We start from the raw sequence: 13,658 nt of genomic DNA, 5'->3' as shown, positions 1-13,658 counted from the left end.
CACAGGTTCAAATCCTGTCCCCGCAACCAACACAAAACACAAAAGCCCTCCGACGGTGAAAACCACGGAGGGCTTTTTGGCGTTCTGGTGCCTGCCCCGCAAATTCCGGAAAACATGCTCCGCAACACCTCCCACGCAGAGGGCTGTTGGTTGTGCAATGGACAGTGCAAAGATGCCGATGATGGAAACCTCCAGCGCGCGGCGTGCGGAGCTTTCGTCACTCCAACAAAAAGATCCTGACCAGAACACGCAACGTCTATTGCTTTGTCGACTAACAAAGATTTGTGTCGGCCCGTAGACGGGGCAAATATTCCCGTTAGAGTGAAGCGGAACCGTATTGCAAGCGGTCGCATCTTCACGAGGGAACCATATGTCCGCAAAACTGACCCGTCGCGACCTGGCCAAAATCGGCCTCGGTCTTGGTGCCGCTGCCGCTTTGAACCGAAGTGCCTTCGCGCAAGCTCCCGCATTCTTCCGCATTGGCACCGGCGGCACGGCAGGAACCTATTATCCGGTCGGCGGCCTGATCGCGAACGCTGTTTCGAACCCGCCGCAACTGGTCCTGACAGCCCAGGCCTCGAATGGTTCCGTCGCCAATGTCAATTCGATCGTGTCGGGCGCTCTCGAATCCGGTTTCAGCCAAGCCGACGTCGCTTACTGGGCCTATACGGGAACAGGCCTTTTCGACGGCAAGGGCAAGATCGAGGATCTGCGTCTGCTCGCCAATCTCTATCCTGAGAGCATCCATCTGGTCGCGGCCAAGTCGGCGAAGATCAAATCCGTCGCGGACCTCAAGGGCAAGCGCGTCTCCCTCGACGAGCCGGGCTCCGGAACGCTTGTCGACGCGCGCATCATTCTCTCCGGCTGGGGCCTGAAGGAGGCGGATGTGAAAGCCGACTTCCTGAAGCCGAACCAAGCGGCCGAGCGCATGCGCGACGGTGGGCTGGACGCTTTCTTCTTCGTCGGCGGCTATCCGACCAGCGCCATTACCGAACTCGCGGCCACCGGCGGCGGCGTCGATCTAGTGCCGCTCGCGGGACCTGAGGCCGATGCGATCCGCAAGCAGTACAATTTCTTCGCCGCCGATGAGATTCCGGCCGGCACCTACAAGGATGTCGCTGCGGTGAAGACTCTCGCCGTCGGCGCGCAATGGGTCACCTCCGCCAAGGTGCCTGAGGCTGTCGTCTATGACGTCGTCAAAGGTCTCTGGAGCGACAAGACCCGTGCGGCCCTCGATGCGGGACACGCCAAGGGCAAGATGATCCGCAAGGAGAGCGCGCTGGCGGGCGCCGGCATCCCCGTGCATTCGGGAGCCGAGCGCTTCTACAAGGAAGCCGGTCTGCTGAAGGGCTGATCTCGACCCGTCCCCTTTTCGACCTCTCGCGGCGCAGGCCGCGAGAGGTGCTTTGTTTTCTGACGAGAGCCCCATGTCTTCTGCCGACGCCAACGTGATCATCGAGAACCGCAGCCTCGAGGAAAAATTCGATCCCGAGATGCGGTTTCGCCCCCTGCCTGTTGGGACCGCATGGCTCGTGGCGAGCCTGCTTCTGGCTCTCTCCTTCTTCCATTACTACACGGCGGGGTTCGGGTTGCTGCGCGAGGCCACCCATCGCGGCATTCACATGGCCTTCGTGCTCGGCCTGATCTTCCTCGTCTTCTCACCCTTCAAGAGCGATCAGGACAGGATCGCTCCCTCGAACTGGTGGCGGCCCGGTAGCATCTCCCTGATCGACTGGGCGCTGGCAGTCGCAGCAGTCGTCTCCTCTCTCTATGTTCCATGGATCTTCGCCGAGCTCGCTTTCCGGGTCGGCAATCCTTCGACCACCGACGTGGTCATGGGGACGATCCTCATCGTCGTGCTGCTCGAGGCGACGCGCCGTTCCGTGGGCTGGCCGCTGCCCGTCATCGCCATCGGCGTGATGCTCTATGCCTATTTCGGCCCCTCCATGCCGGGCATTCTCCAGCATCCCGGCGCCACCTGGTCGAACATCGTCAACCATCTCTATCTCACGAGCCAGGGCATCTATGGCATCGCATTGGGAGTCGTTGCCACTTACGTCTTCCATTATGTGCTCTTCGGCGTGCTCGCCACCCGGGTCGGCTTGGGCAAGCTGTTCATCGACCTCGCCACCTGCGTCGCCGGGCGCTACGCAGGCGGCCCGGCAAAAGTCTCGATCTTCGGCTCGGCCCTGTTCGGCATGATCTCGGGCTCGTCGATCGCCAACACGGTGACGGTCGGCTCGCTGACCATTCCCGCAATGATCCGCGTCGGCTATCAGCGCCATTTCGCGGCGGCCGTGGAATCGGCCGCCTCCACCGGCGGGCAGATCACGCCGCCGATCATGGGAGCTGCCGCGTTCCTGATGGTCGAGTTCCTCAACGTCTCCTATCAGACGGTGATTCTGGCGGCGGTCGTGCCCGCGTGCATGCATTTCTTCGGCGTTTTCATGCAGGTCCATCTCGAAGCCAAGCGCGCCGGGCTGCGGGGTCTTCCCGCCGAGGAGCTCCCCAACGCCGCGAAGGTGATCCGGGAGGGGTGGCAGACGATCATGCCGCTCGCCGTCCTGCTGATCGTGCTGTTTTCCGGCTTCACGCCTTACCTTGCCGCCTTCTGGGGCATCACGGCCTGCCTCGTCGTCGGCGCGTCGCGGATTCCGGCGATCACGCTCGGCTTTCTGGCCGCGATCATCGCGGCGATCGCCATGGGCATCCTCACGCAGCTGGTCTTCTCGGGACCGATGCTGGGCCTGGTGCTTGCGCTTCTGATCCATACGTTTCTCAAGAGCGATGCCGGCAAGGCGCTGGTGCTCGACCTCGTCGACGCCTTCGTGGTCGGCGCGAAATATGCCATCGGCGTAGGCGCCGCCGCGGCGACGGTCGGCATCATCGTCGGCATCGTCACCCTCACGGGCGTCGGCTTCAAGATCTCCTTCATCGTCACGTCCTTCGCCGCGCAGCTGGCGCAGGGCTTCATGGATCTGGTGCCCGCGGGCCTGACCGACATGAAGGCGATGACGCTGTTCTTCACCCTGGCGATGACCGCTGTCGTCTGCATCCTGCTCGGATGCGGCGTGCCGACGACGGCGAACTATATCATCATGGTCACCGTCGCGGCTCCGGCCCTCGGGCTCCTCGGCGTCCAGCCGCTCGTCGCCCACTTCTTCGTCTTCTATTACGGCGTGCTCGCCGACATCACGCCGCCGGTGGCGCTCGCGGCCTATGCCGGCGCCAGCATGGCGGGGGCGGACCCTTTCAAGACCGGCAACACGGCCTTCCGGCTCGGCTTGGGAAAAGTGCTCGTGCCCTTCGTCTTCGTGTATGGTCCGGCCATGCTCATCGTGACGCCTGAATTCACCTGGGCGAGCTTCCTCTTCATTACGGCCGGAGCCATCGTCGGCATCGTGTTCCTGTCGGCGGCCTTTGCCGGATATGGGCTGACGCTGATGAGCGCCTGGGAGCGCTGGCTCATCGGTCTTGCTTCCCTGCCGATCATAGCGCCCGATCCGCTGACGACGTTCATCGGTCTTGCGATGGCAGCCCCGGTTGTCCTGTCGCAGCTTCTCAAGGTTCGTGCGGAGGCCGTGCCGCGGCCGGCCTAAGATTCAGAACCTGAACCATTCTGCAGCGCTCCCGTTGATCCTTGCGTGGCGAGAAGATGACAGGAGGGCCCGATGGTCGATTACCGGAAGCTTTTGGATACAGTCATAGGAGCCATCGGCCGGCCCGATCATCACAACCCCGCGCAATCGCCGCGGGGCGGGGCTGGATCGGCGACTGGAAAGGACGTGACCCGGACGAGGGGGCACACCTCCGATCAGCTCCTGCAGAAGGCCAAGGATTTCGCTTTGCAGAATCCGGGCCTGACGCAGACGGCTCTGGTCGGCCTCGCCGGTCTTCTGTTCAAGGGGCGCAAGAAGGGAAAGCTGGCCGGCAGCCTGGCCAAGCTCGGCGGCCTCGCCGTCATCGGCGGCCTCGCCTATAAGGCGTTCCAGAACCAGCAGGCCAAGGCGCCTGCCTCACCAGGCGGATCCCCGGCTGTCTCACCCGAGCCGCAGGTCGCCGTCGCGCAATCGGCCATGAGCCTGCCGGAAACATCGCGCTTCCACCCGGTCTCGCAGACGGAGGACGATGCGCTTCTGTTCCTGCGCACCATGGTGGCGGCGGCAGCCGCCGACGGCCGCATCGATCAGGCCGAGCGGGCGCGGATCGTCAAGGGTCTGATAGAGGCCGGCATCGATCCGGAATCGAGCCACTGGCTGGAGAACGAGATGGCCTCGCCGGCCGATGTGGATGAGCTGGCCGAGGGCGTCAACGATCCCGAGATGGCGGCGCAGGTCTATGCGGCTGCCCGCATCGCCATCGATCCCGATACGATCCAGGAGCGCGAATTCCTGCACCAGCTCGCCGAGGCGCTCGATCTCGATCCGGAAGTCCGGGCGCAGATCGACGAGACGGCCGGTGCGCTGAGCTGAAAGCAACGACGCCGGGTCTCCAGGTTCGTCCTGTTGCAAAGCATGAGCTCCCCGGGGGAGGGAGAACGTCGGTGCTTCGGCTGGCCATGGAATTCTATAACTGTTGCAGCCGCGCTTGGATGCAGCTTCGAACTGCTAAAAGGCAGCGACTTTCCTCAAAGGACGGTTGATCTTAACCCCTGTCCCGGATCAAATACCGGCACTGCGGTTACGGACGCCCGAAAGGAAATGAAGAATGGCTGAGAGGCCTCACCGTCGCACCCCCGATCAGCTTCGCTCGCGGCTCTGGTTCGACAATCCGGACAATCCGGGAATGACCGCGCTCTATCTCGAGCGCTACCTGAATTTCGGCCTCACCGGGAAGGAGCTGCAGGGCAAAAAGCCGATCATCGGCATCGCGCAGACAGGTTCCGACCTGTCGCCATGCAACCGGCATCACCTTGAGCTCGCCAAGCGCGTACGAGACGGCATCACGGCCGCCGGCGGCGTGGCTTTCGAGTTCCCGTGCCACCCGATCCAGGAGACGGGCAAGCGCCCGACCGCCTGCCTCGACCGCAACCTCGCCTACCTCTCCCTCGTCGAGGTGCTCTACGGCTATCCGCTCGACGGCGTCGTGCTGCTCACCGGCTGCGACAAGACCATGCCGGCCTGCCTCATGGCGGCCGCAACCGTCAACATTCCGGCGATCTCGCTCAATGTCGGCCCGATGCTCAACGGCTGGCATCATGGCGAGCGCACCGGCTCCGGCACCATCGTATGGAAGGCGCGCGAGCGTCACGCGGCGGGCGATATCGACTATCAGCAATTCATCGACATCGTCGGATCGAGCGCGCCCTCCGTCGGCCATTGCAACACCATGGGCACGGCCTCGACCATGAATGCGCTCGCCGAAGCGCTCGGCATGTCGCTGCCCGGTTCGGCCGCGGTGCCCGCGCCTTATCGCGAGCGCGGGCAGATGGCCTACGAGACGGGCAGGCGCATCGTCGACATGGTGTGGGAGGATCTGAAGCCCTCCGACATCATGACCCGCGAGGCGTTCGAGAACGTGATCGTCGCCAATGCGGCGATCGGCGGTTCCACCAATGCGCCGATTCATATCAACGCCATCGCCAAGCATATCGGCGTGCCGCTCGACAACAACGATTGGGAGCGCATCGGCTTCGAGATCCCGCTGCTCGTGAACATGCAGCCCGCGGGCGAGTATCTCGGTGAAGAATATTTCCGCGCAGGCGGACTTCCGGCGGTGATGGCCGAGCTGATCGGCGCCGGCAAGATCCACGAGAATGCGATCACTTGCACGGGCACGACCATCGGCGAGAATTGCAAGGGCAAGTTCACCTGGGATCATGACATGATCCGCTCCTACGACAATCCGTTGAAGGAAAAGGCGGGCTTCCTGAATCTCAAGGGCACTCTGTTCGATTCCGCGATCATGAAGACGAGCGTGATCAGCAAGGAATTCCAGGAGCGTTATCTCAACAACCCGCAAGACCCGAACGCCTTCGAGGGTCCCGTGGTCGTGTTCGACGGGCCGGAGGATTATCACCACCGCATCGACGATCCGTCTCTCGGCATCGACGAGCACACGATCCTGATCATGCGCGGCGCGGGCCCGATCGGTTATCCGGGCGCGGCCGAGGTGGTGAACATGCAGCCGCCGGGCGCGCTCATCAAACGCGGCGTGCTCTCGCTGCCCTGCATCGGCGACGGACGCCAGTCCGGCACGTCGGGCACGCCCTCGATCCTCAACGCCTCGCCCGAGGCGGCCATCGGCGGCGGGCTCGCCCTGCTGCAATCGGGCGACCGCATCCGCATCGATCTCAACAAGCGCAGCGCCGATATCCTGCTCTCGAAAGAAGAATTGGAAAAGCGCCGTGCCGATCTCGAGGCGCGCGGCGGCTATGCCTATCCGGCGAGCCAGACGCCGTGGCAGGAGATCCAGCGCTCCATGGTCGATCAGCTCTCCGAGGGCATGACCCTGAAGCCGGCGGTGAAGTACCAGAAGGTCGCACAGACCTTCGGCGTGCCGCGCGATAATCACTAGAGCGCTTTTCGGCGAAGTGGATCCGGTTCGCCGTCAAAAAGCGCGGCAAGACAAAGGAAAGAGCCGATTCCATATGAATGGAAACGGCTCTAGACCATCGAACCCAAAAGGGATCTGCAGTTTTGGGATCCGATGCGATGCTCTGAGAGACAGGGAAGAAAACGGGGGCCGTCATGAACAGACTCCAGGGAAAGACAGCCCTCGTCACCGCGGCGGGGCAGGGGATCGGGCGCGCCATCGCGGAGGCTTTTCTCCGCGAAGGCGCCAAGGTCTGGGCGACGGATCTCGACGTCGCGAAACTGGAGGGGCTCGAGGGTGCCGAGAAGCGCCGGCTCGATGTGCTCTCGGGTGCGGATGTCGACAAGCTCGTCACCGAGGCCGGACCGCTCGACATTCTCGTCAATGCGGCGGGTTTCGTGCATCACGGCACGATTCTCGAATGCTCCGACAAGGATTGGGATTTCTCGTTCGACCTGAACGTGAGGTCCATGCACCGCACCATTCGCGCGGCGCTGCCGGGCATGCTGGAGAAGGGCGGCGGGTCGATCGTCAACATCGCCTCCGGCGCCTCTTCCGTGCGCGGCATCCCGAACCGCTATGTCTATGGTGCGACGAAGGCGGCGGTGATCGGACTGACCAAGGCGGTCGCCGCCGATTTCATCAAGCGCGGCGTGCGCGCCAACGCGATCTGCCCCGGCACGATTCAATCGCCATCGCTCGACGAGCGGATTTCGGCGCTGGCGGAAAGCACGGGCCAAAGCCTGGAGACTGTGCGCCAGGCCTTCATCGACCGCCAGCCGATGGGCCGGCTCGGGACCGCGGAAGAGATCGCGGCACTCGCCGTCTATCTTGCTTCCGACGAGGCGAGCTACACGACGGGTCACATCCATCTCGCCGATGGTGGGTTCGCGCTTTAACTTGGCGCTTCAATTGTCATTCCGGGGCGCACCTCAGGTGCGAGCCCGGAAACCATAAACATGACGTCTCAGGACTGGACGGGCGGCGCTGCACCTCTTTCGGCAATATTAGCGGTTATGGTTTCCGGGCTCCGCTGCGCGGCCCCGGAATGACAGTCTGTGACCCACATACGCACGTCATGGCCGGCCTTGTGCCGGCCATCCACGCTTTAAGGAAACACGATCCTCATCCAGAGGAGCAGACGCAGTCTGCGTCTCGAAGGAGGATCCAGAGAGTACTGGAAGCTCCTTCGAGACGGTCGCTGCGCGACCTCCTCAGGATGAGGTTGAGGGTATTGGAAGCGAGATCACCGGCACAAGGCCGGTGATGACGAGAGGTGGTTAAACAGATCGCCCCGTATACGGCGTCTCGGCCACCGGCGTCAGCGGGCCCTTGCCGTCGAACCAGGAAATGAGATTGTCGGCCACCAGCTTGCCCATCGCATTGCGGGTATGGACCGAGCCCGACGCGACGTGAGGCAGGAGCACCACGTGCTCCAGGTCGATCAGTTCCTGCGGAACGCGCGGTTCGTCGTCATAGACGTCGAGGCCTGCGCTCAGGATCGTGCCCGATTTCAGCGCCTCGATCAGCGCCTGCTCGTCCACGACGCTGCCGCGGGCGACGTTGATGAGAACGCCGGTCGGCCCGAGCGCCTTGAGCACCTCCGCATTGATGAGATGCTTCGTCGCGGCTCCGCCGGGGGTGATCACGATGAGCACGTCGGAGGCCTCCGCAAGGCCGGTGACGGTCGGATGATAGGCGAAGGCGATATCGTCCTGCTGTGTGCGGCCGTGATAGGCGATGCTCACGTCGAAGCCCGAAAGACGCCGCGCGATCGCCTTGCCGATGCGCCCGAGACCGACGATGCCGATCTTCTTCTCGCGCAGAGTCGACGAGAGTGGGAAGGGCGCCTTCAGCCACTTGCCTTCGCGCAGGTAGCGGTCGGCCTGCGGAATCTTGCGCAGGGTCGCGAGCAGGAGGCCGATGGTGAGATCGGCGACCTCATCGTCGAGAACGCCGGGCGTGTTGGTGACGACGATGCCGCGCTTGCCTGCTTCCACCGCATCCACATTGTCGTAGCCGACCCCGAAGCTCGAAATGATCTCGGCCTTCGGCAGATGGTCGAGGAGCGAGGCTTCGAGACGGCCATAGAGCGTGCTGGTGGCAACGCCGCGGATGCGTGGCCCGACATCCTTCAGAAAAACCTCCTTGTCGGATTGCTCCCACAGGCGATGCAGCGTGAAGGCCTTGTCCAGCGCCTCGATCACGATGGGCATCATCGGCGCGGTCATCAGGATGTCGGTTCGGCTCATGGCGTTTCCTGTTCGATGGTTTGATTAAATGGCGCAGCGCGTGGCGGTGCCGCGGCGGAGAGCATCGTCGATGGTCTTGGCCTGTTGCCGGAGAGCCGCCTTCACGTCCTCGGGCAGGTCGAGCCAGTGGCAGCCGCGCAAAGTGGCCTCGAGTGCATAGAGTGCGTTGAGGCCGACCTGCCGCGGCAGCATGAATTTCAGCCGGCGATAGGCTTCGACCGATCCCATGGTGCGGAGATCGGCGATGGTAGCGATCCCGGGCAAGGTGTCGATGGGGGCTTCGGTCATGCGGGCTGGTTCGGCTTTCGATGCTTCACGCGTTCACGGTAGAGCAAATAGAGCCCCGAGGCGATGACGATGCCAGCCCCGACGAAGGTCCAAGCATCCGGCCAGTCTCCGAACAACAGGTAGCCCAGAACCAGCATCCAGATGATCTGGCTGTAGATGAAGGGCGACAGAATCGCCGCCGGCGCCCGGGCATGGGCGAGAACCAGGAGCCAATGACCGAAGGCGCCGTAGAAGCCCGTGGTCGCGAGCAGGAACCAGGTGAGGGGCGAGGGCGGCGTGGTCCAGATCCAGGGAAGGATCGGCGTCACCAGCACGATGCCGGCGACGCTCGAATAGATGGTCGTGGTTGCAATCGAATCGCGCGAGGCGAGCATGCGCGTCACGATGGCGTAGAACGCGTAGGAGACGGATCCGGCAAAAGACAGGAACGCTGCCGGATGCATCGTGCCCAAGCCCGGTCGCGTGATCACCAGCACGCCGAAGAAGCCGACGGCGATGGCCACCATGCGCCGCCAGCCGACATGCTCCCCAAGAAGCGGGCCGGCGAAGAGCGCGACAAGCAGAGGCGTCGAAAAGATGATGGATTGGGTCTCGACGAGCTGCAGGTACCTCAGGGCGAAGAAATTGCACAGCGTCGCGCCCAGGAGCAGCAGGGAGCGCAGGAGCTGCAGGGGCAGACGCCGCGTTCTCAGCGCGCCCGGCTGGGTCCGCGGGTTGATGACCATGAAGGTGAGGAGAGCCCCCGCCATGTAGCGGGCCCACACGGTGACCATGGGATCGACGGAGCGGTTGACCCATTTGGCCGTCGCATCGAGGCAGGAAAAGCAGAACAGAGCCGCGCACATGAGCGCGATGCCAGCCATGGTGCTTTGGCGCGGCGCGGCAGTCTTGAGCGGTGACGAGGAAACGGTATCGGCCATGCGCAGGATGCTAGCCGCTTCCCCGCGCTGTTACGAATGTGCGTCGTGCACAGCCCTCGTGCGCGGCACACAGGGGTTGTTGGATCACACCGCCGCTACGGCGACGATCTCCGGCTCGCTGGCCTCGAGCCCGTCGGTCTCGTCGTCGGTCTCGAACCCGGACTGGTCGGCTCCGGTGATGCCGGCGAGATTCTTGGCCGCCCGGCGCAGGAGCTTACGCATGCGCTTGCGGTCCTTGTTGTCGAAGCCCTGGAGCAGCTCGGCCTCGACCTCGTCCCAGAGGGCGTCGATGGCGGCCGCCTTGCGCTTGCCCTCCTTGGTGAGCTTCACGCGCACGACCCGGGCGTCGCCGGGCTCGTTGTGACGTTCCACCAGCTTGAGGCTGGACAGGCGCGAGACCGTCTTGGAGGCGGTCGGCGGGCGCACCCGCAGGATGGCGGCCAGTTCGCCCATGGTCATGGGACCCGAGCTGCCCAGTGCCTGAAGGACCTGCTCCTGGCCGGCGAAGAGGCCGAGCTCCGAGAGCTTGTCGCCCGTGCGGCTGCGGTGCAGGCGCGAGGCTTGAACCAGAGCCCATCCGACGCTTTTGATGCCCGGATGCTTGCTGTCGTTGTCCATCGTTCGTCGCCCCTTGCAGCGTTACCGGGAGTATCATGGTCCGAACTCATGACGGTACGATGACAAGCCGGCACACTATTAACAGGCTAAATAAATTCAGGCCTATGATTCCGGCGCCAGTGCGCTCTCGTGCCAGCGGCGCAGGAGGACATGGTTGAGTGCCGCCAGCAGGAGATAAAGCCCGATTCCGGTCGCGGCGAGGAGGACCAGGGCCGCGAACAGGCGTGGGATGTTGAGCCGGTACTGGCTTTCGATGATCCGATAGGCCAGCCCGGATCCTGCTCCTGCCGAGCCTGCCGCCATCTCGGCCACCACGGCGCCGATGAGGGAAAGCCCCCCCGCGATCCGAAGGCCGGCCAGGAAGGCGGGAAGGGCCGCCGGGCGGCGCAGGTACCACAGGGCCTTCAGTCGGGCGGTGAAGCGGGCGGATGCGCTCTGCGAAGCGGGTGCGCCATAGAGCCGGAACAGCTCCATGAGGTTCCGGTCGACCGATTGCAGGCCGAGCATGGTGTTGGAGAGCACGGGAAAGAACGCCACCAGCCAGGCGCAGGTGAGCACCGCCACGTCCTGGGGCATGTAGATCAGGAGCAGGGGCGCAATGGCGATGACCGGCGTCACCTGCAGCACGACGGCAATGGGATAGAGCGAATATTCGATGACCTTCGACAGGCTCAAGAGGACGGCGAGACCGACGCCGCCGACGATTGCGAGAACGAGGCCGGTGAGGGTGGTCTTCAGCGTCGTCAGCAACGAAGCGGAGAGAAGCGGCCAGTCGGCGACCATGGTCGCGCCGATCAGGCTCGGCGCCGGCAGGATATAGGATGGAATGCCGCGCAGGCGCACGAAGCCCTCCCAGGCGGCGAGAACCGCCACGAAGACAGCAAGCGGCAGCAGGATCCGGAGGAGGCTGCGGCGGTCCCGGAGGGTGTCGACGGGCGAAAGGGTCATCCGCGCCCCTCCGTCTGCTCAAGCAGGATCTGCGAGATCCGACCGCATAGTGCCGCATAGCGCGGGCTCGTGCGAAAATCCGCGCTCCGCTCCTCCGTCGTCTCGCCCGCTACCTCCGCCACGATGCGGCCGGGGCGCGGCGACATGATCGCGACGCGGCTCGAGAGATAGGCGCTCTCATAGACCGAATGGGTCACGAACACGATCGTGCAGCGTAAATTCCTCTGCAGTCGCAAAAGGTCGTCGTTGAGGCGAAAGCGCGCGATTTCGTCGAGGGCGGCGAAAGGCTCGTCCATGAGCAGCAGGCGCGGCCTGACGGAGAGTGCGCGCGCAATCGACACCCGCATCCGCATGCCGCCGGAGAGCTCGCGCGGATAGGCTTTCGCGAACTCGCTCAAGCCCACGAGCGCTAAGCTCTCCGCAATGCTCGTCCGCGCATCGCGACGGGACACGCCGCGAAGCCGCAACGGCAGCCACACATTGTCCGCCACATTGGCCCATGGCATCAGCGTCGGATCCTGGAAGACGAAGCCGATCTCGCCGCGGTGATCGGCAGCATGCGATCCGGGCCATACGACGCGTCCTTGCGTCGGCTCCGTCAATCCCGCGATGAGGCGCAAAGCCGTCGACTTTCCGCAGCCCGATGGGCCGAGAAGCGATACGAACTCGCCGGCGCGAATATCGAGATCGAAGCCCGACAGCGCCGCCACGCCGTTGGCGAATACCTTGGCGATGCCTTGCAGGGAAACGAGCGTGGATGCGGGCTCGGTCATGCCGTGCGCGATGCCGGGCGGTCCGGCATCGCTCTCCTCTACTTCCGCAGGTCCAGCCCCACGCCCTTGTTCACGAACCGGAGCGTATAGGCCTTGCTGTAATCGAGATCCGCCTTGAAGAGACCGGCCTTTACCATCTTGTCGAAGAAGTCCTTCATGCGCGCATCCGACATGGCGCCGATGCCGAGGCTTGAGGTGTCGCCGGAATCGACGATGCCGTATTCCTTCATCTTGGCGTGGGAATAGCTGAGCAGCTCGTCCGTCATCTCCGGGTTGTCGCGCTTGATGAGCTCCTTGGCCTTCGTGTTGTCGCCGTAGAGATAATTGTACCAGCCGACGGTGGAAGCATCGACGAAACGCTGCACGAGATCAGGATTCTTCTCCACGACCTCGCGGCGCGTCTCCACGGTGGTGGAATAGGTGCTGAAGCCGTGATCGGCGAGCAGGAACACGTTGGGCTTGAAGCCTGCGGCCTTCTCGATGGTCAGAGGGTCGGAGGTGACGTAGCCCTGCTGCACGGCGCCCTTGTTGGCGATGAAGGGAGCCGGGTTGAAGCCGAAAGGCTTCACCTGCTCGTCCTTGAATCCGTATTCCGCCTTCATCCACTGGAAGAAGGTGGCGACGCCATCCTTCGCGAGCAGGATGTCGTTCGACTTCTTCAGATCGGTGAAGGTGTCGAGGCCCTGGCCGGGATGGCTCAGCAGAACCTGCGGCTCCTTTTGGAAATGAGCCGCGACGACGATGGTGGGAATGTCCTTCTCCACCGCAGAGAAGGCCTGGATCAAGCTGCCGCCCATGTAGAAGTCGAGCTTGCCGACGGTCATCAGCATGCGGTTGCTGGCGCGTGGGCCGCCCGGCACGATGGTGACCTTGAGGCCGTATTTCTCGTAAGTCCCGTCGGCGACGGCCTGGTAATACCCGCCGTGCTCTCCTTGAGCAATCCAGTTGGTGCCGAAGGTCACCTCGGTCAGCGGCTGCTGCGCGAGCGCGCTCCCACCCCAGCAGGCTGCAAGCGCTCCCGCGATCCAGGCGTTCAGCTTCATCGGCACCCATCCTTTCGCGCAAGCCGCTCGGCAATTGCGTAAGCTTCTGCGCGGTTCAATCATGCTTGGCAAGTTCCTGTCCGATCATAACACTCAGCTTTCCCCGCGCCGTCCGGGATGACGTTTCGCTCGCCGTCATCCCATCCTCTAACGTCATCCCCGTTCCCTCACCGTCATTCGCATCCTCCGTCGTCATGCCCGGGCCTGTCCCGGGCACCCACGTCTTAAGCAGCGTCGCGGCTCCCAAGGCGTGGGTGGCCGCAACAAGTGCGGCCATGACGG

14 protein-coding genes are annotated in these 13,658 nt (G+C 63.8%); 6 read left to right on the top strand and 8 right to left on the bottom strand.

The window, feature by feature from the left end; translation table 11 throughout:
- The 6 genes from JKL46_RS35270 to JKL46_RS32255 form a co-directional block, all read left to right on the top strand.
- A partial coding sequence (locus JKL46_RS35270; protein ID WP_210381530.1) for a hypothetical protein occupies nt 1-240 on the top strand: 240 nt, incomplete at its 5' end.
- 130 nt (nt 241-370) lie between these two features.
- The gene (locus tag JKL46_RS32275) at nt 371-1,354 is read left to right on the top strand and encodes a TAXI family TRAP transporter solute-binding subunit (protein WP_201842343.1); all 984 of its coding nucleotides are present in this window, start codon (nt 371-373) and stop codon (nt 1,352-1,354) included.
- Between the two features lie 73 nt (nt 1,355-1,427).
- The gene (locus JKL46_RS32270) at nt 1,428-3,599 is read left to right on the top strand and encodes a TRAP transporter permease (RefSeq protein WP_201842342.1); all 2,172 of its coding nucleotides are present in this window, start codon (nt 1,428-1,430) and stop codon (nt 3,597-3,599) included.
- Nucleotides 3,600-3,671: 72 nt separating this feature from the next.
- Nucleotides 3,672-4,472, top strand: a complete 801-nt coding sequence (locus JKL46_RS32265; RefSeq protein WP_201842340.1) for a tellurite resistance TerB family protein — start codon at nt 3,672-3,674, stop codon at nt 4,470-4,472.
- 235 nt (nt 4,473-4,707) lie between these two features.
- Complete coding sequence (locus JKL46_RS32260; protein ID WP_201842338.1) at nt 4,708-6,516, top strand: IlvD/Edd family dehydratase; 1,809 nt, start codon at nt 4,708-4,710, stop codon at nt 6,514-6,516.
- Nucleotides 6,517-6,689: 173 nt separating this feature from the next.
- Nucleotides 6,690-7,433 (top strand): SDR family oxidoreductase, encoded by a 744-nt coding sequence (locus JKL46_RS32255; protein WP_201842336.1) that lies wholly within the window; start codon nt 6,690-6,692, stop codon nt 7,431-7,433.
- Nucleotides 7,434-7,814: 381 nt separating this feature from the next.
- Here JKL46_RS32255 and JKL46_RS32250 read toward each other — a convergent pair whose 3' ends face one another.
- From JKL46_RS32250 to JKL46_RS35265, 8 genes are all read right to left on the bottom strand, one after another.
- The gene (locus JKL46_RS32250; protein ID WP_201842333.1) at nt 7,815-8,786 is read right to left on the bottom strand and encodes a 2-hydroxyacid dehydrogenase; all 972 of its coding nucleotides are present in this window, start codon (nt 8,784-8,786) and stop codon (nt 7,815-7,817) included.
- 24 nt (nt 8,787-8,810) lie between these two features.
- Complete coding sequence (locus tag JKL46_RS32245) at nt 8,811-9,074, bottom strand: TfoX/Sxy family DNA transformation protein (RefSeq protein WP_201842330.1); 264 nt, start codon at nt 9,072-9,074, stop codon at nt 8,811-8,813.
- Nucleotides 9,071-9,994 (bottom strand): DMT family transporter, encoded by a 924-nt coding sequence (locus JKL46_RS32240; protein ID WP_201842329.1) that lies wholly within the window; start codon nt 9,992-9,994, stop codon nt 9,071-9,073. The genes JKL46_RS32245 and JKL46_RS32240 overlap by 4 nt, the downstream gene beginning before the upstream one ends.
- Nucleotides 9,995-10,078: 84 nt before the next feature.
- The gene (locus tag JKL46_RS32235; protein ID WP_201842327.1) at nt 10,079-10,612 is read right to left on the bottom strand and encodes a MarR family winged helix-turn-helix transcriptional regulator; all 534 of its coding nucleotides are present in this window, start codon (nt 10,610-10,612) and stop codon (nt 10,079-10,081) included.
- Between the two features lie 102 nt (nt 10,613-10,714).
- The gene (locus tag JKL46_RS32230) at nt 10,715-11,560 is read right to left on the bottom strand and encodes an ABC transporter permease (protein ID WP_201842325.1); all 846 of its coding nucleotides are present in this window, start codon (nt 11,558-11,560) and stop codon (nt 10,715-10,717) included.
- Entirely contained in the window at nt 11,557-12,333 is a 777-nt protein-coding gene (locus JKL46_RS32225) for an ABC transporter ATP-binding protein (RefSeq protein ID WP_201842324.1), read from the bottom strand. Before JKL46_RS32225 ends, JKL46_RS32230 begins: the two co-directional genes overlap by 4 nt.
- 38 nt (nt 12,334-12,371) lie before the next feature.
- Nucleotides 12,372-13,376, bottom strand: a complete 1,005-nt coding sequence (locus JKL46_RS32220; RefSeq protein ID WP_201842323.1) for an ABC transporter substrate-binding protein — start codon at nt 13,374-13,376, stop codon at nt 12,372-12,374.
- A gap of 55 nt (nt 13,377-13,431) precedes the next feature.
- Nucleotides 13,432-13,658, bottom strand: a 227-nt coding sequence (locus JKL46_RS35265; protein ID WP_210381529.1) for a hypothetical protein, incomplete at its 5' end; no start/stop codon positions are given.

This window comes from Microvirga zambiensis WSM3693 (genome assembly GCF_016735695.1).
GTDB classification, from domain to species: domain Bacteria; phylum Pseudomonadota; class Alphaproteobacteria; order Rhizobiales; family Beijerinckiaceae; genus Microvirga; species Microvirga zambiensis.
Note: the sequence above shows the minus strand (reverse complement) of the source record. Positions and strands in the feature narration are given on the sequence as shown.

Excerpts from the sequence above, each read along its gene's own strand:
- JKL46_RS32275 (WP_201842343.1), top strand. The coding sequence starts at position 371 with ATGTCCGCAAAACTGACCCGTCGCGACCTGGCCAAAATCGGCCTCGGT.
- JKL46_RS32270 (WP_201842342.1), top strand. The coding sequence starts at position 1,428 with ATGTCTTCTGCCGACGCCAACGTGATCATCGAGAACCGCAGCCTCGAG.
- JKL46_RS32265 (WP_201842340.1), top strand. The coding sequence starts at position 3,672 with ATGGTCGATTACCGGAAGCTTTTGGATACAGTCATAGGAGCCATCGGC.
- JKL46_RS32260 (WP_201842338.1), top strand. The coding sequence starts at position 4,708 with ATGGCTGAGAGGCCTCACCGTCGCACCCCCGATCAGCTTCGCTCGCGG.
- JKL46_RS32255 (WP_201842336.1), top strand. The coding sequence starts at position 6,690 with ATGAACAGACTCCAGGGAAAGACAGCCCTCGTCACCGCGGCGGGGCAG.
- JKL46_RS32250 (WP_201842333.1), bottom strand. The coding sequence starts at position 8,786 with ATGAGCCGAACCGACATCCTGATGACCGCGCCGATGATGCCCATCGTG.
- JKL46_RS32245 (WP_201842330.1), bottom strand. The coding sequence starts at position 9,074 with ATGACCGAAGCCCCCATCGACACCTTGCCCGGGATCGCTACCATCGCC.
- JKL46_RS32240 (WP_201842329.1), bottom strand. The coding sequence starts at position 9,994 with ATGGCCGATACCGTTTCCTCGTCACCGCTCAAGACTGCCGCGCCGCGC.
- JKL46_RS32235 (WP_201842327.1), bottom strand. The coding sequence starts at position 10,612 with ATGGACAACGACAGCAAGCATCCGGGCATCAAAAGCGTCGGATGGGCT.
- JKL46_RS32230 (WP_201842325.1), bottom strand. The coding sequence starts at position 11,560 with ATGACCCTTTCGCCCGTCGACACCCTCCGGGACCGCCGCAGCCTCCTC.
- JKL46_RS32225 (WP_201842324.1), bottom strand. The coding sequence starts at position 12,333 with ATGACCGAGCCCGCATCCACGCTCGTTTCCCTGCAAGGCATCGCCAAG.
- JKL46_RS32220 (WP_201842323.1), bottom strand. The coding sequence starts at position 13,376 with ATGAAGCTGAACGCCTGGATCGCGGGAGCGCTTGCAGCCTGCTGGGGT.